Source organism: Methanobacterium veterum (assembly GCF_000745485.1).
In the GTDB taxonomy this organism is placed as follows: Archaea; Methanobacteriota; Methanobacteria; order Methanobacteriales; family Methanobacteriaceae; genus Methanobacterium_D; species Methanobacterium_D veterum.
In genome coordinates, this window is sequence record NZ_JQJK01000008.1 from 668,209 (window position 1) to 692,001 (window position 23,793).

The 23,793-nt window shown below is 32.5% G+C and carries 25 protein-coding genes; 17 read left to right on the forward strand and 8 right to left on the reverse strand.

Annotated elements, in window-relative coordinates; translation table 11 throughout:
• The first annotated feature begins 226 nt into the window (after window positions 1-226).
• The 10 genes from thiC (at window position 227) to EJ01_RS03550 (ending at window position 8,203) form a co-directional block, all read left to right on the forward strand.
• Window positions 227-1,501, forward strand: a complete 1,275-nt coding sequence (thiC, locus tag EJ01_RS03505) for a phosphomethylpyrimidine synthase (protein WP_048080497.1) — start codon at window positions 227-229, stop codon at window positions 1,499-1,501.
• Between the two features lie 156 nt (window positions 1,502-1,657).
• Window positions 1,658-1,837 carry a hypothetical protein gene (locus EJ01_RS03510; protein ID WP_048080498.1) on the forward strand — a complete coding sequence of 60 codons (180 nt, stop codon included), beginning with the start codon at window positions 1,658-1,660 and terminating at the stop codon, window positions 1,835-1,837.
• 286 nt (window positions 1,838-2,123) lie between these two features.
• Window positions 2,124-2,402, forward strand: a complete 279-nt coding sequence (locus EJ01_RS03515) for a glutaredoxin family protein (protein ID WP_048080499.1) — start codon at window positions 2,124-2,126, stop codon at window positions 2,400-2,402.
• On the forward strand, window positions 2,399-2,902 hold the full coding sequence (locus EJ01_RS03520) for a ferredoxin-thioredoxin reductase catalytic domain-containing protein (protein WP_048080500.1): 504 nt from the start codon (window positions 2,399-2,401) through the stop codon (window positions 2,900-2,902). Before EJ01_RS03515 ends, EJ01_RS03520 begins: the two co-directional genes overlap by 4 nt.
• Window positions 2,903-3,079: 177 nt before the next feature.
• Window positions 3,080-4,021, forward strand: coding sequence for a hypothetical protein (locus EJ01_RS03525; RefSeq protein WP_048080501.1), 942 nt, complete (start codon window positions 3,080-3,082; stop codon window positions 4,019-4,021).
• Between the two features lie 29 nt (window positions 4,022-4,050).
• Window positions 4,051-5,814: an ATP-dependent DNA ligase gene (locus tag EJ01_RS03530; RefSeq protein WP_052375790.1), complete on the forward strand. Its 1,764-nt coding sequence runs from the start codon at window positions 4,051-4,053 to the stop codon at window positions 5,812-5,814.
• Window positions 5,815-6,246: 432 nt separating this feature from the next.
• Window positions 6,247-6,528 (forward strand): ATP cone domain-containing protein, encoded by a 282-nt coding sequence (locus EJ01_RS03535; RefSeq protein ID WP_048080502.1) that lies wholly within the window; start codon window positions 6,247-6,249, stop codon window positions 6,526-6,528.
• A gap of 95 nt (window positions 6,529-6,623) precedes the next feature.
• On the forward strand, window positions 6,624-6,944 hold the full coding sequence (locus EJ01_RS03540; protein WP_048080503.1) for an ATP cone domain-containing protein: 321 nt from the start codon (window positions 6,624-6,626) through the stop codon (window positions 6,942-6,944).
• Window positions 6,945-7,113: 169 nt separating this feature from the next.
• Window positions 7,114-7,413 (forward strand): ATP cone domain-containing protein, encoded by a 300-nt coding sequence (locus tag EJ01_RS03545; protein ID WP_048080504.1) that lies wholly within the window; start codon window positions 7,114-7,116, stop codon window positions 7,411-7,413.
• Window positions 7,414-7,465: 52 nt separating this feature from the next.
• A complete protein-coding gene (locus EJ01_RS03550; protein ID WP_048080505.1) occupies window positions 7,466-8,203 on the forward strand; it encodes a DUF72 domain-containing protein in 738 nt (245 codons plus the stop codon).
• Here EJ01_RS03550 and EJ01_RS03555 read toward each other — a convergent pair whose 3' ends face one another.
• The 3 genes from EJ01_RS03555 to EJ01_RS03565 form a co-directional block, all read right to left on the reverse strand.
• Window positions 8,204-8,749, reverse strand: a complete 546-nt coding sequence (locus tag EJ01_RS03555; protein ID WP_048080506.1) for a uracil-DNA glycosylase — start codon at window positions 8,747-8,749, stop codon at window positions 8,204-8,206.
• 6 nt (window positions 8,750-8,755) lie between these two features.
• Window positions 8,756-9,253, reverse strand: a complete 498-nt coding sequence (locus tag EJ01_RS03560; protein ID WP_157197542.1) for a hypothetical protein — start codon at window positions 9,251-9,253, stop codon at window positions 8,756-8,758.
• Between the two features lie 284 nt (window positions 9,254-9,537).
• Window positions 9,538-10,332 (reverse strand): Fpg/Nei family DNA glycosylase, encoded by a 795-nt coding sequence (locus tag EJ01_RS03565; protein ID WP_048080508.1) that lies wholly within the window; start codon window positions 10,330-10,332, stop codon window positions 9,538-9,540.
• A 249-nt stretch (window positions 10,333-10,581) separates the two neighbouring features.
• Between EJ01_RS03565 and EJ01_RS03570 the strand changes: the two genes are divergently transcribed.
• On the forward strand, window positions 10,582-12,240 hold the full coding sequence (locus tag EJ01_RS03570) for an ATP-dependent DNA ligase (RefSeq protein WP_048080509.1): 1,659 nt from the start codon (window positions 10,582-10,584) through the stop codon (window positions 12,238-12,240).
• Between the two features lie 209 nt (window positions 12,241-12,449).
• Window positions 12,450-12,842, forward strand: coding sequence for an OB-fold nucleic acid binding domain-containing protein (locus EJ01_RS03575; RefSeq protein WP_048080510.1), 393 nt, complete (start codon window positions 12,450-12,452; stop codon window positions 12,840-12,842).
• 15 nt (window positions 12,843-12,857) lie between these two features.
• Here the strand turns inward: EJ01_RS03575 and EJ01_RS03580 are convergent, their stop codons facing one another.
• Window positions 12,858-13,865 carry a flippase-like domain-containing protein gene (locus EJ01_RS03580; RefSeq protein WP_048080511.1) on the reverse strand — a complete coding sequence of 336 codons (1,008 nt, stop codon included), beginning with the start codon at window positions 13,863-13,865 and terminating at the stop codon, window positions 12,858-12,860.
• A 706-nt stretch (window positions 13,866-14,571) separates the two neighbouring features.
• Window positions 14,572-15,282, reverse strand: a complete 711-nt coding sequence (locus EJ01_RS03585) for a glycosyltransferase family 2 protein (protein ID WP_048080512.1) — start codon at window positions 15,280-15,282, stop codon at window positions 14,572-14,574.
• Between the two features lie 722 nt (window positions 15,283-16,004).
• Here EJ01_RS03585 and glmM point away from each other — a divergent pair.
• Window positions 16,005-17,351, forward strand: a complete 1,347-nt coding sequence (glmM, locus tag EJ01_RS03590; RefSeq protein ID WP_048080513.1) for a phosphoglucosamine mutase — start codon at window positions 16,005-16,007, stop codon at window positions 17,349-17,351.
• A 592-nt stretch (window positions 17,352-17,943) separates the two neighbouring features.
• On the opposite strand, the gene EJ01_RS03595 is transcribed toward glmM, so the two are convergent.
• Complete coding sequence (locus EJ01_RS03595; protein ID WP_048080514.1) at window positions 17,944-18,180, reverse strand: hypothetical protein; 237 nt, start codon at window positions 18,178-18,180, stop codon at window positions 17,944-17,946.
• Between the two features lie 175 nt (window positions 18,181-18,355).
• On the opposite strand from EJ01_RS03595, the gene afpA reads away from it, so the two are divergent.
• Window positions 18,356-18,922, forward strand: coding sequence for an archaeoflavoprotein AfpA (gene afpA, locus EJ01_RS03600; RefSeq protein ID WP_048080515.1), 567 nt, complete (start codon window positions 18,356-18,358; stop codon window positions 18,920-18,922).
• Window positions 18,923-19,136: 214 nt separating this feature from the next.
• Here the strand turns inward: afpA and EJ01_RS03605 are convergent, their stop codons facing one another.
• Together EJ01_RS03605 and EJ01_RS03610 are read right to left on the reverse strand one after the other, a co-directional pair.
• Window positions 19,137-19,481, reverse strand: coding sequence for a hypothetical protein (locus tag EJ01_RS03605; protein ID WP_048080516.1), 345 nt, complete (start codon window positions 19,479-19,481; stop codon window positions 19,137-19,139).
• Between the two features lie 320 nt (window positions 19,482-19,801).
• Window positions 19,802-20,290: an adenosine-specific kinase gene (locus EJ01_RS03610; protein ID WP_048080517.1), complete on the reverse strand. Its 489-nt coding sequence runs from the start codon at window positions 20,288-20,290 to the stop codon at window positions 19,802-19,804.
• 157 nt (window positions 20,291-20,447) lie between these two features.
• Between EJ01_RS03610 and EJ01_RS03615 the strand changes: the two genes are divergently transcribed.
• From EJ01_RS03615 to EJ01_RS03625, 3 genes are all read left to right on the forward strand, one after another.
• Window positions 20,448-21,017, forward strand: coding sequence for a flavin reductase family protein (locus tag EJ01_RS03615; RefSeq protein ID WP_048080518.1), 570 nt, complete (start codon window positions 20,448-20,450; stop codon window positions 21,015-21,017).
• A 524-nt stretch (window positions 21,018-21,541) separates the two neighbouring features.
• Window positions 21,542-22,195, forward strand: coding sequence for a transglutaminase-like domain-containing protein (locus tag EJ01_RS03620; RefSeq protein ID WP_052375797.1), 654 nt, complete (start codon window positions 21,542-21,544; stop codon window positions 22,193-22,195).
• Window positions 22,196-22,650: 455 nt separating this feature from the next.
• A partial coding sequence (locus EJ01_RS03625) for a putative glycoside hydrolase (RefSeq protein ID WP_048192843.1) occupies window positions 22,651-23,793 on the forward strand: 1,143 nt, incomplete at its 3' end.

The following is a 23,793-nucleotide window of genomic DNA, read 5'->3' on the forward strand; positions in this document are numbered from 1 at the left end:
AAATGTAATTACTTTAAGTATACAATACTATACACAATATTGAAATTATAGTGAATTTTAATTTAAAGCTTGTTAAATCTATTAGTAGCAGTTAAATGTATTGTATTCCAGATAATGCAATATACCGCTTTAATAATGGATTTTTGTATTACCAGTTTATATTAACATGAAGGTAAAAAGTTATAGTTAGAGTTTTATCTAAATTTTTTAAGACGAGGGATTAAACGTGACTCAGTTAGAATACGCCAGAAAAGGCCAGATCACCAATGAAATGGAAATTGTCGCTGAAGAGGAAAATATTGATGTTCAAAAACTTATTAAACGAGTGGCAAAAGGTTATATCACAATTCCAAAGAATATAAATGGTAAAAGTGTTCCCAAAGGTATTGGAAAAGGACTAAGCACAAAAATCAACGCCAATATCGGCTCATCTTCAGAAATAGAGGACATAGATATTGAAATTCAAAAAGCCATGATGGCAGTTGAATACGGCGCTGACGCTATAATGGACCTTAGTACAGGGCCTAATCTGAAATCAATTAGAGAAAAAATAATGCATGCAGTTGATGTTCCAATTGGAACCGTTCCAATTTATGAAGCCGCTGTAAGCGCGTCCCAAGAAAAAGGTGCTGTAATTAACATGGATGAAGACGATATGTTCAACGCCATAATAAACCAGGCAAAAGAGGGTGTTGATTTCATGACCATCCATTCAGGAATAACCAGGGATACTGTAGAAAAAGTAAAAAATTCTGACAGGATTATGGGTATTGTAAGTCGTGGAGGATCTTTTTTAGCTGCATGGATACTCCAAAATGAAGAAGAAAACCCTCTTTATAAAAATTATGACTATTTACTTGAAATAGCTCATGAATACGACGTTACACTAAGTTTAGGAGACGGGTTAAGGCCAGGTTGCCTTGCAGATGCCACAGACGTTTCCCAAATCCAAGAACTCATTACACTTGGTCAGCTTGTAGAAAGAGCAAGAGATGCAGGAGTTCAGGTCATGGTAGAAGGTCCAGGACACGTACCACTGGATCAAATCCAGGCAAACATGAAAATTCAAAAAACCATCTGTAAAGGGGCACCTTTCTATGTTTTAGGTCCAATTGTAACCGATCTTGCTCCAGGTTACGATCACATAACATCTGCCATAGGGGGAGCTATTGCTGCTTCTTCAGGGGCAGATTTCCTGTGTTACGTTACCCCTAAAGAGCATCTTGCAATACCTGACATTGAAGCTGTAAAACAGGGAGTTATAGCATCCAAAATAGCTGCACAAGCTGCAGATGTCGCAAATGGAGTTAAAAGTGCATGGCAAAACGAACTCCAGATGGCAAATGCACGGAGAAACTTCAACTGGAAGAAACAATTTGAACTTGCATTTGACCATGAAACACCACGAAAATACAGGGAAAGTAAGCCCACAAGCGGAGATATGTGTACAATGTGCGGCGAATTCTGCGCTTTGAGGATTGTAAGGGATAATTTAAGCTAAATTAACCCTCATCTATTTTTTTTAATTTAGACCCTATTCTTGATTCAAATATGTTAAATAAGTAATTTGATTAACATGACCTTTATTTTTAGATTTATAGACCACCTCGAAAAATAATAAATACTAAAACACATAATAGTATTACAAGGTGGTTATATGAGGTCCATATCTAAAAGATCAAATTTAATTAAAAGGATAAGATCTTACAGCACATGTCCAAGTTGCGGGTCTAACAATCTGGTAAAAGTGGACGAATACTATTACGAACCTTCAGGATGGTTAGAGATATATGAATGCCAGAATTGTGGATCTCTAATTGAAAGACCATTATCATAATATTTTTAAGAGTATGAGAATGTAAATCACCTATTAAAAAGATATTTTTAATTATTATTGCTTCTGAAAGTTATGTATTTTAAAAATAATTTAAATGACCTGATTTTAAAAATTTAAGTTATATCTGCCCATTTTTTAATAAATTATGACATATATGTCCATATAAATGAATAAAAGCTATTTACTTTTTTAATTTTGAAATTAAGGTTTAATCCCTTTAAAAAATTATAAATAGATGCATTTACATAATAATAAAAGATTTTTCATAAATTCCTGGAGGAAAAGTATGGCCATGGAACATGTAGAAGGTAAAAACAAAGGAAATGTAGTTCTTTATGCTTTAAGTACTTGCGGATGGTGTAAGAAAACCAGAATGCTTCTTGAAGAGCTTGGTATTGAATTTAATTATATTTATGTTGACCTTACAGAAGGTGAGGAGCGATCAAATGTTATAAAAGACGTTCAAAAATGGAATCCTCAGCTTTCATTTCCAACGGTTGTAATAAACAATAAAGATGTTATTGTAGGGTTCAAGGAAGATGAAATCAAGGAGAAACTTGCATGAGCAATATAAGTGACGCGGAACTGGATCATTTTTACGAAAAAGTGAAAAAAGATGTGGAATCTAGTGGATACCGCCTGAATCCCAACATTGAATTTACAAAAGAACTTTTAGAAGGCATACTTACAAATGAAAAGCGTTATGGATATGGATCTTGCCCTTGCAGGCTCGCAGCAGGCGACAAAGAGATAGACATAGATATAATCTGCCCATGTGATTATAGAGATCCTGATTTAAATGACTATGATACCTGTTACTGCGGCCTTTATGTTTCAGGAGATATTTTAGAAGGTACAAAAGAAGTGCCTGCAATACCAGAAAGAAGACCTACACTGGAAGAACGGGAACAATCCCAAAAAGGAACCTTAAGTGGTGCACCCTCATCTCTCCAATTTCCCGTTTGGAGGTGCAGCGTCTGCGGATACTTATGTGCACGTGAAGAACCGCCTGAAGTATGCCCAATCTGTAAAGTTGAAAAAGAACGCTTTAAAAAGTTCTTATAATCAACTCAACTAATTTTTTTATTCAAAGCTAAAATATATTCAATTAGCTTATTTTATACGATTCAAATTAAATCCAATCTGTTTAATCTATTTTATACTTAAATCTTAATTTAATCAAGCAAAAGAATAAATAATCATTTTAACAAATATGATATTAAATTTTACTGGTTGGTTTTTATGAATTCTCTTTTAAGCTTTGCTGAAAAAAATCTGGAAGAGTTGGTCACACCATTTGGGCAGACAGATGTTTTATTAATTTATGCTATTGCTGCAAGTAAGCTCAAAAAATATTTAGGAGATCGAGAACTTGCAGGTAAGATATGGATGCCTTCTGGAAGAATGCGTTACTTGCTTAAGAGAGGATCTAAGTTAGAACCGTTATTTGCTCACGAGCTTGAGGAAGCTGTTACTTTAGAATTTTTAGAACTTAGATCAAAAACAGAACACCTCTCATCTGCAAAAGAAGAGATAACAGACTTACAGGCTAAAGTATGGCAGTATTTTCTTCCAAGAAAGCTTTCTGATTTTTTCTATGCCACAAATCATGAAGGTCCAGGAAAAGAGATTGACAGGATATTTTTTGACATAGACCGTTCTAAGGGTATTTCTGCAGAACAGGCACAGGAAACCACACAAATATTTGTAGAAACTATAAAAGAAGATCAGGAACTTGAAGAATTATTAGGAAACTATGAATTATCTATTAACTGGACTGGCAATTCTTTTCATGTTTTATTCTTTTTAGATGAATTAAAGCCCAGTTCCTTCTATGAAGAACATTTTCAGTATTCAAAAAATGATCCTGAACGTAATTTTACAGGTAAATGGGCTAAAAAAATTAATGAACGGGTTGAATTTAAAGTAGCAGGAGGCCATGAAAGACAGGGCAATTCCATTAATATAGACCCTTCACAGACCCCTTCAGGTAAATTATGCCGTATTCCTTTAGGATCGTTGCATATGGAAGATCCCGAAACAATAAATGGTATTTCTGTACCTCTAACTGAAAAAATGCTTTATAATGAAGATCTGGTTTCTAAATTAACCATTTATACTCCCAAAGATATTATAAAAAATTTAAGCGACATTGAAAAACACTTACCTGAAAGATTCAGGTAAACATCAAGTTTAAAAGTATTGAGATGCCGGTGATAAAAATTAAGTTTGAAACATTTACAAAAACCCTTGAGAAGCTGGAAAATACCAGTTCTCAAAATGAAATGGTAGACATCCTCGCAGAAACATTCAAAAATTTAGGTGAAGATGAGATAGGTGAGGTCTGCTATTTAGTACTGGGAGAAATAGGACCGGGTTATGAAGATGTTAATCTTGGTTTAAGCGAAAAAACCGTACAGTCTGCAATTTCACTTGCAAGTGGTTACGATAAAGCACATGTGGGTGAAGAAATAAGGAATATAGGCGATATCGGAGAAGTTGCAAGTAAAATGCTAAAAGACTCTGAAAAGAAATTTAAAAGGCTTTTAGACGAGCACAAAGATCCATCTGTAAATGATATTTATAAAGGCTTTAGAAAAATTGCTTTTGCAAGTGGTAAAGGTTCTCAAAAGGTTAAAATTGAAACATTAGCTTCAATGCTTCTGGATGCAGATGATATGGGGCGGAGATACATTGCAAGATATGCTAACGGTAAAATGAGACTCGGTATTGGAGATATGACTGTTCTAAACGGCCTTTCTGTTTCATTTTTTGGCTCAAAGAAAGAGAAAAAAGAACTTGAACATGCATACAACATAAGTTCAGATATAGGGCTCATAGCCAGAACTTTAAGTAGCAGAGGGTTACAAGGAGTTAAAGAGATAAAAATTTCATTAAATAGACCTATAAAGGCAATGTTAGCCCAAAGAGTATCAGAATTTCAAGATATTAGAGAAAAAATTAAGTCTCGAGATATTGCAGCTGAAGAAAAATTCGACGGTGAACGTATTCAGGCCCATAAAGATGGGAATAATATAAAATTATTTTCCCGACGTTTAACCGATATAACTGACCAATTTCCAGATTTAATTGAACATATTCAAAAATATGTTAAGGTGGAAAAAGCTATTTTAGACGGGGAAGCAATGGCCTACGATTTTCAAGAAGAACTTTTTGGCTCGTTCCAGATATTAATGCAGCGTCGAAGGAAATATGGAATTAAAGAATACCGAAAAAAGATTCCTGTCAGGTACATGCTGTTTGATGTTCTTTATGTAGACGAGGAATCATTTATGCATAAAAGCTACCCCGAAAGAAGGGAGAAACTTGAAACAATTGTAGAAGGTTCAAAATATATTTCACTAGCCAATCGAAGAGTTAGTTCTGACCTTGATGACATAGATGATTTCTTCCAGGAGTGTATAACTAAAAATCTGGAAGGTATTGTTTGTAAATCCTGTGCAGAAGATTCATATTATAAAGCTGGGGGAAGAGAGTGGACATGGATTAAATGGAAAAAAGAATATCTCAGTGAACTATCAGATACCCTTGACTTAGTTATCGTAGGTGCATTTGCAGGTAGGGGAAGACGAAGCGGTACTTATGGAGCCCTTTTATGTGCTGCTTATAACTCTGATGAAGATGTATTCCAGACCGTATGTAAACTGGGAACTGGATTTTCTGATGAACAATTAGCTAACTTACCTAAAACACTTGAGGACGCAAAAGTAGATAAAAGTCCAGCACGAGTTACAGTGACCAAAGAAATGAGCCCTGATTTCTGGTTTACCCCAAAATATGTGGTAGAAGTACTTGGATCAGAGATAACTAAAAGCCCTGTTCACACATGTAACTGGAATGAATCTGAAAAACAGGGTTTGGCTTTAAGATTTCCTAGATTTATCAGATGGCGTGAAGAAAAATCCCCCGAACAAGCTACAAGCTCAAATGAAATTTTGCAGATGTATGAAAGATAATAAATAGGCTGAATCTAACTTTTTTCAAATATAAACTTGAAATGAATTAATATATGGCAGTTAAATGTTATACAACTCCATTTAACAGCTTATTTTCTAATAGTTGTCCCAATAAAAATAATTTGATCTAAACTTTTTTAATTATAGATATTCATAAATCAATCCCAATTTGTAGATGTAACGATAATACAGATTAGATACTATTCTTTTTAAATATAACCTTTAAAAATGATATATAATCGCTGAAAGATATATAAACCAGTTTAACAGCTTATTTTCCAATAATTACCCCAATAAAAATAATTTGATCTAAACTTTTTTATAGATAGATGTTCATAAATCACTCAATAAGTAATACTAAATTATAAAGTAATATGATACGATCATGGGATAAATTTTTTACATGATTTTCATTATAGTGGAGGTGAATTTATGACAGATGTTATAAAAAGTAATGGAAAAAGAGAGCAATTTAGCAAACAAAAAGTAAAAAACGCAGTTGAAAATGCAGTTAAAGATGCTGGTTTTAGCCCGCAGGAAAAAATGAACGTTATAGAACATGCATCACAGGATGCCGCACAAATGGCTCAAGGCAAGGATGAAATTCAAACAAGACAAATAAGAGACACCGTATTAAATGATTTAGAACAAGATGATCAGCAAGTTGCCAACGCATGGAAGCAGTATGAACGCCAGCATGGAATTAACTACTGATTTCTTAAAATTTCTATTTTAAACCCTTTTTAGATAAATAAGGTTATTTTAGTCTAAATTTATGAAATAATATCTTAAATGGTGGAGGTGAATTTATGACAGATGTTATAAAAAGAAACGGTAAAAGAGAACAGTTTAGCGAACAAAAAGTAAAAAATTCCATTGAAAGTGCAATTAAGGATGCCGGACTAAACCCACAACAAAAAAGTGGCTTAATTAATAATACAGTAAACGATGTAAAACAGCAGGTAATGAACAAAAATGAAGTAAGAACAAACGAAATAAGAGATATAGTAATAGATGACTTAGACCAAGATGAAGAACAGGCCGGAGAAACAACAGTTGGGCAGGCATGGAGAAATTATGAAGAAGAACATGGAATTATCTATGAAGAAAAAGGCGGACGCAGAAGATAATCTATAATTAGGGGAGAACTAATTAAACTCCCCACATTAGCCTAATAATGAGTATATTCTTATTTAATTAATTTTAGACAGTTTAATTAAATAACGTCCTATATGTTTATATTTTGATTTTATAGTTTCTCTTTAAAAGTTAACTTTTATATTTGGAGGATGTGAATTTATGACCTATGTAATTAAAAGAAACGGGAAAAAAGAGCCTTTTAACGAACAAAAAGTAAAAAATTCTGTTGAAAGTGCAGTTAAAGAAGCAGGATATAAAACACATGCCAAAAAAAGACTCATAGATAAAACTTTGAAGGACGTAAATCAAGCGGTACAAGGTAAAGAAGAAATATCCTCAGCAAAAATACGTAACATAGTAATAAATGACCTTGAACAGGAGTGGGACGAAGATCAAGTCCCTGTTACAAGGGCGTGGCGAAATTATGAATTAAAACACGGTACAATTTACCGGGAATAATCCCGGGTTAAATATTAAATAAAATAATTATCTATTAAATTATTTTAAAAAAATGAAATCAAATCAAAAATACTTTTTAGGCTGCTCTGGATGGTATTATAATGACTGGGCAGGAAATTTTTATCCTGAAAAACTAAGTAAGTCAAGATGGTTGGAATACTACTCTAAACAGTTTAACACCGTAGAAATTAACAACACTTTTTATCGATTTCCAAGCGAAAAGACAGTTAAAGGGTGGTATAACAAAACTCCCGACAATTTTAAACTTACTCTAAAAGCCAATCAGGTTATTACCCATAGAAGACGATTTAAAAACACACAAAGCACACTTACTCGATTCTATGGTCTTGCAGAAATTCTTAATGAAAAATTAGGATGCATATTATTCCAGGTTCCTCCTCAAAAATCAAAAGATATTGACTTTTTAAAAAATGCCGTCAACCAGTTTGACCTTTCAAAAAATAATATTATAGAATTTAGACATCCGAGCTGGTATAATGACGAAGTTTATGACTTATTAAACGAATCTGAAGTAGGATTTTGTTCGGTTTCATCTGCTGATCTTCCCGACGATCTTGTAACAACAGCAAATATCACTTACATTAGATTTCACGGAGTTGGAAGTGAAAAATACCACTATCTTTATTCAGATAAAGAATTGAAAGAATGGGTAGATAAGCTAAAAGAATCAAATTCAGATCAAGTATTTTGTTATTTTAATAATGATTATAATGCAAATGCACCCAAAAATGCTCAAATGCTGCAAAAAATGATCGATAGCTCCCAATAACTACTGTTCAACAGCTTTTTTAAGAATTACCATGTCCTCTTTTAATTGGGGTAAAAGTACACGTGAATACAACGCTGCAGCTGGGTGGAAAAGAGCCATATATTTTCTACCGTTTAATTCGTATGTATTTCCATGAATCTGTTTAATATTCTTTTTACCAATTAAGGCATAAGCTGCACTGTTTCCAAGCAATCCCACAATATCAGGGTCAATTAATTCTATCTGCTTGTTTAAATAGAGATCAATACAGGTAGTATATTCTAACTTTTTTGGTTTTCGGTTGTTTTCAGGCCTGCACTTTACAATTGAAGTGATATAAATATCAGACCGATCCATGCCTGCTTCTTCTATTATCTCACTTAAAATCCTACCTGCCATTCCAATAAATGGTCTTCCAGTTTCATCTTCTTTTTTTCCAGGTGCTTCCCCTACAAGCATTATTTTAGCATTTTTCGAGCCTTCCCCAAAAACAACTTTGGTTCTGCTCTCATGTAATGGGCATTTAACACAGGTACTTGCAACTTCACAAAGCTCTTCTAAATTCATATAATACTATTTCTTAAACAACTGTATATATGCATATTTTGCAAAATTCTTTTCACGTTTAGATTCTATGAAGTTCTTTAAAGAATCAGCACGTGATGTAATTTTCTCAATATTAAATAGAGCCTGCATGTATCCTGCATAATCTACATTTTCAAGTTTAGATTCTACAAAATGATCTAAAGACTTAATGTAGTAAAGAATAAGTTCAATTCTAAGTGTTTCATAAATATATTTTGCATAATGATTTCTTTCTACGCTTTTTTGTACAAAACGAGTAATATAAGAAACAATGATTTCCATTTCATCCGATTCATCCCTAGTTCTACGACCTGGTTGATTAACAACACCCCTGATGTTTTCTATTCCCCTAGTTGCTCCCACAGTACTTATTGCCAGTTTAAATGAAGTAATTCCAAACTTAAAGATTAGAACTCCCACTATTGCTATAAATGCCAGTAAAGCAGCATATGATGCAACCATCCATACAAGGTCCAAAACTGCCATGCCTACCATTTTGTTATTCATAATATTTAAATTTTTATTACTTTATTACCGATCTGTTCATAATTTTTTTTAGATAAGCAAAATGACCAATATTAGAGACAATTAAAAACACATATCAAAATAGTTTTGTCCAGCACTAGTTAAAAATAGATATTAAAGCAATTAATTTGGCTTATAACAATACAAACAGGCAAAAAAATAAAAATATCTTTTATTAATTATGGTATTAGTATTACTTTTCCTAAAAAGTGAAAAATAATTTCATGGAGATGAAACATGCATATTTACTCAAATATTTCTTTTTGACATTCAGGGCAATAATAAGCAGTTCTACTTGAAACTTTAATTGTTTTTAATTTTATATCAGAATTTGGGCATTTTCCATTCTTTCTTCTGTGAGGAATTATAAATGAATCTGGAAGTTCTTCGCCTGCGATTCTTTTATCCACCGATGTTTTAAGCACGTCTTTCATTACTTTAAAAATTTGTTCTATTTGGTAATTATTTAACTTATTAGCAGGCGCTTTAGGATGAATACACGTCTGAAAAAGTATTTCGTCAGAATATATATTTCCAATGCCAGCTATTATATGCTGATCCATCAAAGCTGATTTAATGGCACCTTTTTTCCTTTCAAATATCTGCTTAAATGTTTTTAGATCAATTTCAGTCGCATCAGGCCCTAACTTCTTTTCTTTAACAAAGTTTCCAATTGAAGAAGTCAAATTGATCTTTCCAAACTTCCGCGGATCATCGAATGCAATGTGGCTCTCATCTTCAAAAGTTATAAGAAGTCGATCATAATGAGGTGCTTCATCCTTATTTTTGAAGTATTTGAGTCTTCCAGTCATCCCATAATGTAAAATTAGCCAGAATCCATTATCTAGAGATGTAAGAGTATATTTACCATATCTTTTAGTATATTTAAATTTGTGACCTTCTAATTTTTCTTTTAAGACATCTGCCTCTACATTTTGAAGAAGTTCAGGGTTCTTAACATCTACATTTTCAATAATTTTATCAAGTGAAGTCCTATCTAAATATTTTCCAAATGCTTCCACTTCAGGTAGTTCAGGCATAAAATTCCCCTTTTTAATTACTTGTTTAATATATTAGACTTTGAAATTTAAAAGCTTTAAATGAATACAAAATTTTCAAAATTTAAGTTTAATTTATCTATCAAAGATTTTTAACCTACACTTGAAAGTGGAGATAAGTTTATTTTAATAAGTGTTCTATTGTATAACAGAACAGTTGACGTTTTTATAAGATCTTATTTATTAAATCTAATTCTATATGTGATAATTATGGCCAAGCTAGAGAGTAAAATGAAATACAAAGAGCTCGTGGATGTCTATGAAGCATTGAATTCCACCACCAAAAGACTTGAGAAGACAGCAATTCTTGCGGAGTTTCTAAAAAATACTGATGCAGAAATTCTCCCAATTGTCACGTTATTATCATTGGGGAAAGTATTTCCAACATGGAGCGAAAAAGAAATGGGAGTAGGTTTAAAACTCCTTATGAAAGCCATATCATTAGTTGTAGGTGTGAGCCCTGAAGCTGTGGAGGACAGCGTAAGGGACAGGGGAGACATCGGTTTAGCTTCAGAATATCTTTTCAGTAATAGATTTCAATCAACTCTATTTACAATGCCCCTAACTATAGTCAAAGTTTACAACAATATGGACAAAATGGCAGATAAATCAGGAAAAAAAGCACAGGGCAAAAAGATAGAAATTTTACGTGAACTTCTTTCATCTGCATCACCAAAAGAAGCCAAATACATCACAAGAACCGTTCTTGAAGAGCTTAGAGTTGGACTCGGAGAAGGTACACTCAAAGATGCCCTTTCAGAAGCTTTTAACATAAACAAAGAAGTTGTAGAAAGAGCTATGATGCTTACAAATGATCCTGGCCTTGTTGCAGAAGTAGCCAAAGAAGAAGGAGAAGAAGGTCTTAAAAATCTGACACTTATACCGGGAAAACCTGTAAAACCAATGCTTGCCCAACTTTCAAAGAGCGTTAAAGATGATATTAAAGAAATGGGTTATGCCCTCTGTGAAGTTAAATATGATGGTTTCAGAGTCCAGATTCATAGAATTGGAGATGAAATCAAAGTTTTCACAAGAAGGCTGGATAACATAAAAGATGCAGTTCCAGAAATCGTTGAATACATCGAAAAATGCCTGCCCCATAAAGATTTTATTGTTGAAGGAGAAATAATCGCTATGAGAGAGGGAAAGCCAATTTCGTTCCAGTATGTCCTTCAGAGAGTGCGGAGAAAGTATGAAGTTGAGAGATTACGGCTTGAAGTTCCATTAACATTGTATCTTTTCGACGCTCTTTACTTCGAAAAACCACTTATCGATACGGCATTTGAGGAAAGGCGTAAAATACTTGAATCAATCTCCAAAATAGATGATGGAAAATTTGGTCTCAGTACCCAGGTCAAAGTAACACCAGAACACACCGCCTATGCAGAAGACCTTTTCAAGCTTGCAATTGAAAAAGGACATGAAGGAATAATGATAAAAGACCCTCATGCCCCATACATGCCAGGTATAAGAGGCAAAAAGATGCTTAAATTTAAAGCTACGCCTGAAACTCTGGATTTAGTAATTGTAGGTGGAATATACGGCAGAGGGAGAAGGGCAAACCTCATAGGTTCTTATCTTGTTGCTGCGCAGGATGGAAATGGAGCTTTAAAAACAATAGCACATACCGCAACTGGACTCGATGATAACACTCTGCTCGAACTCTCTAATAAAGTTGAAAGCGCAATTATAGAAAAAAAAGGCAGGAAAGTGAAATCAGAGCCTGAGATTATCCTTGAAGTAGCATTCAGTGAGATTGTTAAAAGTCCAGAATACGAAGGTGGTTACTCCTTAAGATTCCCTGTTGTTAAAAGAATAAGGGAAGATTTAAGTATTGAAGATATTGACACTGTTGAACGCGTGGAGTCAATTTTTAAGAGTAAAAGTTAATTTCATAGCACATTTCATGTTTATTTTTTTACTTGAAATTAATGAATTTTGCAAATAAATGAAAAATATCAAGATAATATCAGATATTACCATTCTAGCTCTAGTCTAGTTATATTGCGCATTATTCTAGTTTATTTCACAAAATAAAAGGTAAATACTTAAATATGCAAATATTGAAATACTTCAATGGGCCAATGGAGTAGATCAATATGAAAGATAGTCAAATTTTTACAGTAGCCTTGATAATTGCAATTTTAGGTTTATCCGGAATGATGCTGCTTTCAGACAAAATAACACCTCAAGAAATTAAAATAAAAGACCTAAACAAAGGAATGCTTGATGAAGATGTATCAATTGTGGGCTTGGTCGAGAAAATAGACAAATCTCCAAGAAGCAATACTTATTTTTTACAGTTAAGAGATGGAACTGGGAAAACCACAGCCGTGATATTTGATAGTGCAGTATTAGACCTTGAAAAGAATAATTTAACTCCACTGTCCTTTATAAATCATAGGGTGAAAATAACAGGGAAAGTGCAGCAGTATAATGGAAATATGGAGCTAATTTTAAATGATGGAAAGTCCCTAAAAATAATTGTTTAAATGTACAGTTTATGATTATTTATCCTTTAAAACCCCGATATCCAAAGTATAATTTTTAATTTCACTCAGTATATCCTTTGCATAGTAAGATGAAAATATTATACCCAGTACACTAACCATCCAGAAGGAAACTAACCTGTCTGCAAGAGCTATACTTCCACCTAGCGCTGTTGGCACGCCAAATAGCGCAAAAAGACCAGTAAGGGATAATTCAATTGATCCTATTCCTCCAGGGAGTGCAGAAGCTATTCCAATAATATTTGCCAGGATCAGTATTATAATAACTGAAGTAAAACTTATTTGAACATTAAATGCATAAAATACTACATAGAGCCTGAGACATTCTAAAATCCACGACATAAATGCTAAGATAGATACAAAAACTAAATTTTTACTTGTTGTAAAGGAATTTGTATGGCTAGTCATTCCCTTTAGCCCTTCTGTAAACTTGAGATATATATTGTCCAGAGTTTCATTATTAATGGGCAGTTTACATAAAACAGGGTGAATTTTATTATATATCCATATACTAGTGTCTTCTCTCCAATTTACAAGATATACCAACAGCACCATTATTAAAGACCCAACAGCCCCTATAATAGACACGAAACGCATGTTTTCTATCCATATAGAGGATATAATAAGCAGAAGTGCCACAATTAAAAAGTCAAAAAGCCTTTCAGTTAACCCTGCAGACAATCCTTCAGATAGGGATATTTTATTGATCTTTTTACCTGCAAGTGCATTTAGAACTTCACCTGCTGTCCGCATTGGGGAAAAGTTACCTGCAAAAAGCCCTATTGTTTTTACAATATAATTATTTTTAATTTCAAAGGGCTTATTTATTATAAATCCCCATCTAAGAGCCCTTACTTCAATAACCAGAAGGTGAATTAAAAGAGCCACCAAAAGCCATTCCCACTTAGCAGTTTTAAAAGCATTTATAATACTGGCAGGCCCTACCCACAATACAAGCAAAACAATTAAAGCTATACTAACAGCGAATACATAAAATCGTTTCAATTAGATTCCTCACTTGCTTTCTCTTTGATATTTTATAGATAGGCTCATCTGAAGTATGTCTATAACCACTAGTTATAAAACTATGCCGCTCATGCCAAGAATGTTGTGTAAATAATATCGATTTATTTTCGGTGTTACTGGTTAAGTAAATTGCATTTTTTAAGATAAATCCCATATAATCAATTAAAACTACAATTTAACATAAAGTATAACTCATGCACAGGATCATGGACATGTAAAAATCTCTCAAAAAACCGAAGCCTGTGAAAATTAAAAATTTTCGTGGCCTGTGAAGCTTTGCTTCGCGGTTTAGGAAAACCCACGGTTTTCCTTCAACGTCAAAAATTTACAATTTTTGACAGGTTTTTTGGAGCACTCAAACACGTAGTGTTTGGTGCATCGAAAGCAAAGCTTTCGCATGCGCAAAATTAGAAATTTTGCAAGCTATCAAAAAACCGAAGGTTTTTTGGAGCGCAAAATTAGAAATTTTGCAAGCCATCGAAAATTCATAGAATTTTGCAAGCTATCAAAAAACCGAAGTTTTTGTGAACATGAGCGAACTATGTAAAGCATGTTCCTAAAATAAATTGTTTAATAAATATATAAAATAATTGAAGATGCTTTCAGAAAAATATTAACTGCCAATTCTACAGAAAATGCTGGTTTTGCATATTAAATCTTTAAAGGATATTCAATATACTTATCTCTAATTACCTAATTTTGCAGCAATAGGATTACTTATAATCCTAACCTTGAATTTCCTGCCTAAAAGACCAATAATAAACAATATATATTTTAAAGCGTGTATTTTAGTTACATAAGACTTCTCATCACCATACGTACATGGTATTGACGCTTCATTAACTTCTATTTCATGTTCAGATGCCTTATAAAGCATTTCAGATTCATATACATAATCATCATATTTTATATCTAAAAAAAGTTCCGCAGCATCCCTTGACATGGCCCTAAAACCACTCTGACTATCGGTAAGGTTGTAGCCAGTTACAAATTTAATAAGACCCGTTGTAATTTTATTTGAAAGTTTTCTCCAAACCGGCATATTCTCAGGATTTCCATTTTTAAATCTTGAACCTATTATCAGTTCATTATCCCCTATATTTGATATAAAGGAAGGTATACAATCAGGATTATGTTGACCATCACCATCAAGCACTATTAAAACATCATAATTATGATTTAAAGCTTCTTTAAGTCCAGATTTTATAGCGGCACCTTTACCCATATTTTTTTCATGTTTTACTATTTTAGCACCTGCACTTTTTGCGCGACCATAAGTACTGTCACCCGAACCGTCATCCACTACTAAAACATCACAGTATTTAAGTGCACATTTTACTACGCTCTCAATAGCTTTTTCTTCATTGTAGGCCGGAATTATAGTGATAAATTTCATTTTAACTTCCTGTTTAAATAAAGTTCATTAGATTACTTTTGTAAACATTGTCCATAAAATATACAATTTTGTAAACATTTTATAAAAGTAAATGATATTCACTATTTAATTAATTTATCGTATTAAATTTTTACCGTATGTCACATTTTAAAATTAAACTGCAAATGTTTAAAAACGCTATTAAATGGATATTCCTTCTTATGACTTACAAGGGTAATTTAAGTATTGATAAAAGCATAAATCTCTTTTAAAGATTATACAAATAAATAATATGCATATATCCAATTAAAATTGAATAAATCCCCAAAAATAGTTTTTATGGCCAAAAACAGGGCACAGAATTTTTGCTGCAGGCAAATCGTAGATTTGCGGTTCGGGAAATTGCATTTCCCTCAACGTCAAAATCATAGATTCTTGCAGTTTTCTCAGGTTAGAAAAATATAAAACATTTTCTAAAATACACAGTATTTCTGAACCTTAATGTTTTTAACAAAATTGATTAATACTTTAAAATATAAATGATAGAATCATATCAATAACGTTAATGTGGTGTAAAATTAGTGTTTATATTGAATTTAAATAAATTTAGCCTAATTAAGGCTTTTAACTGATTATTTAAGTAAAGAACATAGTTTATGCCAAATATAACCTTTATACTCATATCTAATTAAATAAATAGAATTAAAAGCTTTTAATATAATTTTAAAGATAAGGTGAAATTTATGAAAAGACTATTTGGAACATTTGGGGTCAGAAGACTTGCAAATACAGAATTAACTCCAGAATTTGCATCAAAAATTGCCGCATCCTATGGAACACTTGTAAAAGGGAAAGTTGCAGTTGGAGGAGACACAAGAACATCCACAGAAATGATAAAGCATGCAGTGATAAGCGGTTTATTATCATCAGGATGTGATGTGATCGATCTTGGAGCTTTACCAACACCTGCTCTCCAATTCGCTGTTAGGAATTATTATGATGGGGGAATCATGATAACAGCTTCTCATAATCCTCCAAAGTATAATGGAATAAAGTTAATGGATTCTTATGGTATAGGAACTCCTGATGATATGGAACTAAAGATTGAAGATATGTTTTTCGACAGCGCCCCTGATAGAGTACCCTGGAATGAGATTGGGAAAGTAGAAAAGGATGAAGGAATACTAGAGGAGTATATCCAGAATGTCATAGATCGTGTAGATGCAGAAGCAATTAAACAAGCGAAATTAAAAGTAATTGTAGACTGTGGAAGCGGAGCTGCGTGCTTTACAACACCTTACCTTTTAAGAAAGTTAGGTTGTGAAGTACTTACCATGAACTGCCAGCCTGATGGATTTTTCCCAGGGAGGGACCCTGAACCTACAGAGCCAAATCTTAAAGAATTAATTGAAGTTGTAAAAGCAACCGGAGCAGATATTGGTGTTGCACATGATGGGGACGCAGACCGTACTATATGTATAGATGAAAATGGAAATTTTGTTTTTGGTGATAAATCATTTGCACTAGTTGAAAAATACATGTTAAAAGAAAACAACGGGGGATTAATTGTTACAACCGTAGCTACATCTTCTGCAATTTACGACATTGCAAATGAATACAACGGCGAAGTTACAGCAACAAGAGTTGGAGATTTAATTGTTGCAAGAGAACTAAAAGATAAAGACGGCCTATTTGGTGGAGAAGAAAATGGAGGGCTAATATTCCCTGATTTCGTTTACGGGAGAGATGCTGCTCTTTCAACCGCTAAAGTCATTGAAATAATTGCAAAAACTGGAAAACCTCTTTCAAAGCTCATTGAAGAACTTCCGGTTTATTATTCAGAAAAAATGAAAATAGAATGTCCAGATGAGTTAAAACAGGAAGTTATGCAGAAAATTGCAGAAGAAACCCGTGAATTTGAAGTAGATACAACTGATGGAGTTAAAATCTTTAAAGAGGAAGGATGGGTTATAATAAGACCTTCTGGAACCGAGCCAATATTTAGATGTTTTGCAGAAGCCAAAACAAAAGAAGAAGCTACTAAAATGGCCGAATGGGGAATATCCCTTATCTCTAAATACTTAAAATAGAAAGTAAATTTCCATATTTACTTTTTAAATCTATTTTTCAATGGATTTTATAAAAATAATACCAATAAAATTATAAAATGATTATTACCATAAAATCCTCATTTTATATAATTATTTCATTTTTCCATGGATTTACTTATATCTATAGAAGAATTATATCCTTTATCCCTCAGACTGTCCAGAATATTTAAAACTGATTTATTTGCACCATTATCCTCAGCTTGTTAAATTATATCTTGCTTACTTGCAGGGAAACTTATACCTTTAAGGTAATATTCAACTGTGCAGGACTTACTTTCACATTTACCGCCTTTACCAGTTGCAAAGAACTGTTTAATTTCGTGTGAACCGCCTTAAGCAAAAATGGTTATAAATAAATCAAAATAAGTATATAAACATTAAGTGGAAGAATATCCCACATTTATCTTCCAATTTCCCCTTATTTAATATTTTCAGGTTTCATCCTGAAATATCATTCAGTTCAATTCAGATATTTGCAAGACATTCTTCCAACATTAACTATGATCATTAAACTATAAAAAATTTATGATTATATTTAAATTTAGTAATACAAAATCAGCATGTATATTATCTACCTGTAAAATCCATAAAATTCAGCACAATGGGCGCAAAATGGATATTTTCCCTTCCAGTAATAACTTTCATCATCTGCATTAATGTTGAATTTTTTATGGCAGATATAACATTCTTCTATCTTTTCAGGCTTTTCTTCTACTTCTTCTTCGCAAATTTCTTCATCCTTTGCCACTGTTTTTTTGTCTTTTCCAGTTTCTTCGATATTACCACGACCTATAAACCTGATATTCATTTTAATTTAACTTAAATTTTATTAATTAGGGTTTAAAATTAAATTAATAAGCAGTTTAAAAATTTAATTTTTGAAATTGTATTATACAGTATTGAACTTAAAGTTTATGATATGAAGTACTTTTTTAAAGCAAAAATAGAAAAAAACAATAAAAAGTTAATACAAAGAATAGGTCATGAAAAAACGAAAAGTAGCCTGGGGAATAACTGGAAGCGGCGATAAACTGGTAAAAATAACAGAAATCGTTCGAAAAATAAAAGAAGAATATGAGGATGAATTTGAAATAAGAGCATACGTATCTAAAGCTGGAGATCAGGTTTTAAAATATTATGGCCTTTTTAAGCCTTTGGAGATTGATTTTGACAGGCTTTGGGTAGAAATTAATGCCAATGCACCTTTTTTAGCAGGAGAAATACAGCTTGGATCCTATGAATTCATGTTAATCGCTCCGGCGACATCCAATACTGTTGCAAAGATAGCATTAAGGATAGGTGATTCATTAATTCCTAATGCAGCAATCATGGGTCAAAAAGCAAATATTCCAATTTATGTACTGCCATCAGACGTAGAAGAAGGTGTTACAGTAACACAACTTCCTGATGGAAGTGATCTTGAATTGATTATAAGAAAAGAAGACGTAGAACACGTTGATAAACTGGCCAGTATGGGCATACATATCTTGAAGAGCCCTGAAGAAATTTATGATGTTTTTAAGAAGCACGCGAATCTGAAAGATTCATAGCGTCAAAAACTATCAAAAACTTCGTTTTGATGCCTGCAAAAACCAGAGGTTTTTGCGGCCGAGAAAATAAATTTCCTCCGGCATGTAAAAATCTACGATTTCTACGGTTGCGAATTTTCAATTCGCAAACACAGAAAATGCTTTGCATTTTCTTAAGCTTTGTTTTTGATAGTATGCAAGCAAAAAATGAAAAATAATTAGATTACCCCCAATATTAACGTACATGTGACTGTGGAGCAGCGTCCCTTATCTGTAAAGTAACCTGAAATTTATATCCAGATCCGCTTTCATCCTCTGTAAGATCAGTTACTCCTCTAAAATAATGATTCCATCTATCTCCTGAATTTGCAATGTCCATTCCAAGAGATTCCATATCATTTATCTTAGAGAAAAATTCATATGCATCTATAAGTTCTTCCCGTGGGGCTTTAATATTAATTTGTACTACTCCCCCTGTTTTATTTAAAAATCTGACGTAATCTTCTTTTATTTCAACTTTATCCTTACCAAACCTTTTTTCTCCACCAAGTTTTTTAAATACGACATCGGATTCACTCATAAAATGACCTCTTTTTATTATAGTATTAAATTATGAACATAAAAATATAAATTTTTTTCTACCTGCAATTTAATTCAATGATTTATATAAAAAAATAATAATTATAAACAGATTTTAGATAAAATTACAGCGTAAAAAATGTCTAATTCTGCAGCGTGTCATTAACCACACCCACATAACCTAAAAAAGATTATATTTTTAAATAGTGAGCTTTAAACTCTAAAAAGAAGTATTAATCCCTTTAAAAATATTTAAAATAAAAAATAAATCCTATTGTTTAAATTTTCATTTTTATAAAATAAGTAAAGATTAGGTTATTATTAAAATTTATAACCAAATTCCCTTAAAAATTTCTTCCGGTATTCTTCGTCGTCCTTACTTTCAATTCCTTTAGGCTTAAAACCATCTATTATACTTAATATACCTCTTCCCTGCTCAGTTTCAGCAACTATTACCTGGACAGGATTTGCAGTTGCACAGTAAATATTTACAACTTCAGGCACGTTCATTATACGCTGTATAACATTGATTGGATATGCATTTTTAAGAAATATTAAAAATGAATGGCCACATCCAAGTTCAAACATCTTATCTGCAGCAAGCTTAGTAAGGGATTCCTCATTACCTGATTTTCTTACCAAACAATCTCCTGAAGCTTCACTAAATGCAAGTCCAAATTCAGCACCAGGCACCGTATTTACAATTGATTCATGAAGGTCTTCAACTGTTTTTATGAAGTGGCTCTGGCCTAAAATTAAGTTACAATCCTCTGGAGCTTCTAATTTTACTATTTCAGTTTCGAATTTCATTTTAATCCCATTAATATTTATATCCAATTTACAGTATTAATTTACGCTTTTTCGCTACTTTAACAAATAATTAACACATTCAAACAGATATCACTGCAACTCCCCAACAGCAATGTAATAAATAGTGAAACATTCATATTATTTAACGGTGATAAATATGAAAAAATCAATTGGTGCAAAAACTATTGTATATCCCACTCCTGTTTTTATAATTGGAACTTATGATGAAAATGGGAAACCAAACGCTATGAATGTTGCATGGGGAGGGATATCATGTTCCAGCCCGCCTTGTGTTTCTATTTCAGTAAGAGAAGCTACTTACACCCATGGAAATATTCTAGATAAAAAAGCTTTTACAGTGAATATTCCCTCTGAAAGCCACATTAAAGAAGCAGATTATTTTGGAATCGCATCTGGAAAAAATGAAGATAAATTTGCCGCTACAGGGTTAACACCTGTTAAAAGCGAACTTGTAGATGCACCTTACATCAAAGAGTTTCCCCTTATTTTAGAATGTAAACTTGTTAACACAACTGAACTAGGGTTACACACCCACTTTACAGGTGAAATAATAGATGTAAAAGTGGATGAAAATTTACTGGATAATGAAAATCCAGACATAGAGCAAATTAAGCCATTTTTATACGATCCTTCATCCAGATCATATTATGGTATTGGTAAACACCTTGAAAAAGCATTTTCCTTAGGTAAAGATATAAATAAATGATTTAGCGTGCTAATACTTAAAATAAATATCATATGATTACATTAAGAGGTTTGAATATCATTTAAGGAATTTTTTGTAGATTTAACCTATCTAAAACATTTCTTTTTATACTTTTTAATATAAAACCAGCACAGAATTACATTTGAAAGTTATATACTAAACGTTTAAATCATCTATCAGACCTTATTTTTTTAAAATAATTTTAGTTACGGCTTTTTTACTTAAAATATAAATCTATTTATATAAACAATATCTCCTAATTTTAATACGTTATAAACTAGTTTTAAATGAAAAAATAAGATTTAAAAGCATTTATTTTCGAATTTTAAATCAAAAAATTTATATGATCTGCAAAATTGAACATTAAACTGTCCATAAACTCTAAAAAGGGTTCTAAAATTTGATAAAAAGAATTTTTTAAAGTATAAAATTTAGTAGGTGTAGTTTTTGGATACGGAGGCGGTAAAATTAAGGTAAAAATATTAATAGCAGTGATTATCGTTTTTTGTATAACGCTGCTTAGTTTGGAGGACATATATGCCACTGAAGACATTGAAAACACGACATATAACCTCGATCAAGAAATAACTGAAAATAGTAATTTAACAAATACGAATGACACCACAGATATAACTAACAGTACTAACCCAATTGATATTACCAGTTCAAACACGACAAGTACAGATTACTTAGCAGCAGGTGGCGAAACAAAAGCATCAAAATCTTTGTCACAGTATGTTCAAACCACCAAGAACTGTCAGGTAACTAATTCACAAATTCAAGCACTGGCAAAATCAATAACAAGCGGTAAATCATCAGCATATGACAAAGCAGTGGCAATATTCAACTGGGTAAGAGATAAATTAGGTTATTCCTTCTATTACAACACCAAGTATGGTGCTGTCGGCACTCTAAATGCTAAAACAGGAAATTGTGTTGATACAGCCCATTTACTGATAGCTCTTGAAAGGGCTGCAGGAATACCCGCAAGATATGTACACGGTTACTGTAAATTTTCAAGCGGTAACTGGTATGGACATGTATGGGCACAAATATACATTGAGGGTAAATGGTACAATGCAGATGCAACCAGCTACAGAAACACTTTTGGTGTTATAAAAAACTGGAATACTAAAACAGCGAAAATATACGATACATATGCTTCTTTACCATTCTAAGCATACGTACCACTTCTTTTTTTTACCTTAAAATATCTTATTTACATTTTACAAAATATAAATTCTTAGCGGCTTAAATTTAAGTACGAAAATTGTATTAACTTATATTTAAAGACGCTATAATAAAACATTAACATATATATAGTTGCTTATTTTCCAAAAATAGCTTTAATTATAGATTATTTAGTTAAAATAAAAACGCAAACATATAAATGCACACACAATTATTTAATACGCTATAAGCTAGTTTTAAATTAAAAAATACGATTTAATAATGCCCATTTCACATTTTCAAACCAAAAGATTTATATAATCTGTGAAATTGAACATTATACTGTCCAAAAAGTTTAAAAGGTTTCTAAATTTTAAGAAAATATATTCTTATATTATGAGGCCCCATAGGTGTATTTTTTGGATATGGAGGCGGTAAAATTACGAAGCGAAGATTATTAACAATGCTAATCATTTTAATCTTAGCATTGCTCAGTATAAATAACATATCTGCCGCTACAGGAAACCAAACCGGAAATATAACTAATACTAGCGAAATACAACAAAATAACACCAATATAACAAATAACAACAATACAACTATTCAAAGCTCCTCTAAAACTACCAATAATTCGAATATAACAAATAACAACAGCACTACACAATCTAATGAAGCCGCTGGTGGAAGTTCGTACTCAAAAGTAAAGGGAATCTGGTTAAAAGCTGAAGATGTGAATAATTTAAACGTTACGGCACTTAAAAACTTAGGGATTACAGATGTATTCGTTAAAACGAATCTAATTTCTACTCCAACGTATCCAAGTGTCTTAACCTCTATTCTACAGAAATTACAAGGTACTAATATACGAGTTCATGCATGGATTACATGTTTCATAGATGCAAACGGTAACTGGGTTAATCCAGCAAATACAACTCAACAACAGTTTTTAATTAACAGCATCACTACTATCGTGAAAAATTATGACATAGACGGGATCAATCTGGACTACGTAAGATATCCTGGAACAGCATACAAGTATACTGATGCAACAGGGACCATAACCTCATTCGTACAACGGGTTTATGATACGGTTAAATCATTAAATTCATCAATAGCAATTTCAGCGGATGTGATGCCTGAAGGATCTGTGAATGCGTATTACTACGGTCAAGACTACGCTCAGCTTGCAAAATACCTTGATTTTATAGTCCCAATGGTTTACAAAGGTAATTATGGGTACACCAGCTCAACCAGTACTTACAGTATAAGTAATGGTACAACATGGATAGGAAAACAAATTTCTTATATAGTCAGCCAAGCTGGCAGTACACCGGTCATAGCTGGTCTTCAGACTTACCGTTCAGATAGTAATGTAACATCAATACCTGCAGGTGAATTACAAAACGACATAAATGCAGCAATAGACAACGGATCATCAGGATACGCATTGTTTAGATATGGACTAATTAACAGCAATTTCAGTGTCGACAGTACTTCACCAACTGTTACGAGTGTTGATCCTGTAAATAATGCTGTAAACGTTCCAGTTAATAAAACTATTAAAGTTACATTCAGCGAACCAATAAAACTAGGAACATCAGGAATA

Coding starts and splice junctions, on each gene's coding strand:
- EJ01_RS03540 (WP_048080503.1), top strand. CDS start 6,624: ATGACAGATGTTATAAAAAGAAACGGTAAAAGAGAACAGTTTAGCGAA.
- EJ01_RS03550 (WP_048080505.1), top strand. CDS start 7,466: ATGAAATCAAATCAAAAATACTTTTTAGGCTGCTCTGGATGGTATTAT.
- EJ01_RS03575 (WP_048080510.1), top strand. CDS start 12,450: ATGAAAGATAGTCAAATTTTTACAGTAGCCTTGATAATTGCAATTTTA.
- EJ01_RS03510 (WP_048080498.1), top strand. CDS start 1,658: ATGAGGTCCATATCTAAAAGATCAAATTTAATTAAAAGGATAAGATCT.
- EJ01_RS03560 (WP_157197542.1), bottom strand. CDS start 9,253: ATGGCAGTTTTGGACCTTGTATGGATGGTTGCATCATATGCTGCTTTA.
- EJ01_RS03555 (WP_048080506.1), bottom strand. CDS start 8,749: ATGAATTTAGAAGAGCTTTGTGAAGTTGCAAGTACCTGTGTTAAATGC.
- EJ01_RS03520 (WP_048080500.1), top strand. CDS start 2,399: ATGAGCAATATAAGTGACGCGGAACTGGATCATTTTTACGAAAAAGTG.
- EJ01_RS03595 (WP_048080514.1), bottom strand. CDS start 18,180: ATGAATATCAGGTTTATAGGTCGTGGTAATATCGAAGAAACTGGAAAA.
- EJ01_RS03535 (WP_048080502.1), top strand. CDS start 6,247: ATGACAGATGTTATAAAAAGTAATGGAAAAAGAGAGCAATTTAGCAAA.
- EJ01_RS03610 (WP_048080517.1), bottom strand. CDS start 20,290: ATGAAATTCGAAACTGAAATAGTAAAATTAGAAGCTCCAGAGGATTGT.
- EJ01_RS03605 (WP_048080516.1), bottom strand. CDS start 19,481: ATGAGTGAATCCGATGTCGTATTTAAAAAACTTGGTGGAGAAAAAAGG.
- EJ01_RS03545 (WP_048080504.1), top strand. CDS start 7,114: ATGACCTATGTAATTAAAAGAAACGGGAAAAAAGAGCCTTTTAACGAA.
- glmM (WP_048080513.1), top strand. CDS start 16,005: ATGAAAAGACTATTTGGAACATTTGGGGTCAGAAGACTTGCAAATACA.
- afpA (WP_048080515.1), top strand. CDS start 18,356: ATGAAAAAACGAAAAGTAGCCTGGGGAATAACTGGAAGCGGCGATAAA.
- EJ01_RS03515 (WP_048080499.1), top strand. CDS start 2,124: ATGGCCATGGAACATGTAGAAGGTAAAAACAAAGGAAATGTAGTTCTT.
- EJ01_RS03570 (WP_048080509.1), top strand. CDS start 10,582: ATGAAATACAAAGAGCTCGTGGATGTCTATGAAGCATTGAATTCCACC.
- EJ01_RS03615 (WP_048080518.1), top strand. CDS start 20,448: ATGAAAAAATCAATTGGTGCAAAAACTATTGTATATCCCACTCCTGTT.
- EJ01_RS03525 (WP_048080501.1), top strand. CDS start 3,080: ATGAATTCTCTTTTAAGCTTTGCTGAAAAAAATCTGGAAGAGTTGGTC.
- EJ01_RS03565 (WP_048080508.1), bottom strand. CDS start 10,332: ATGCCTGAACTACCTGAAGTGGAAGCATTTGGAAAATATTTAGATAGG.
- EJ01_RS03585 (WP_048080512.1), bottom strand. CDS start 15,282: ATGAAATTTATCACTATAATTCCGGCCTACAATGAAGAAAAAGCTATT.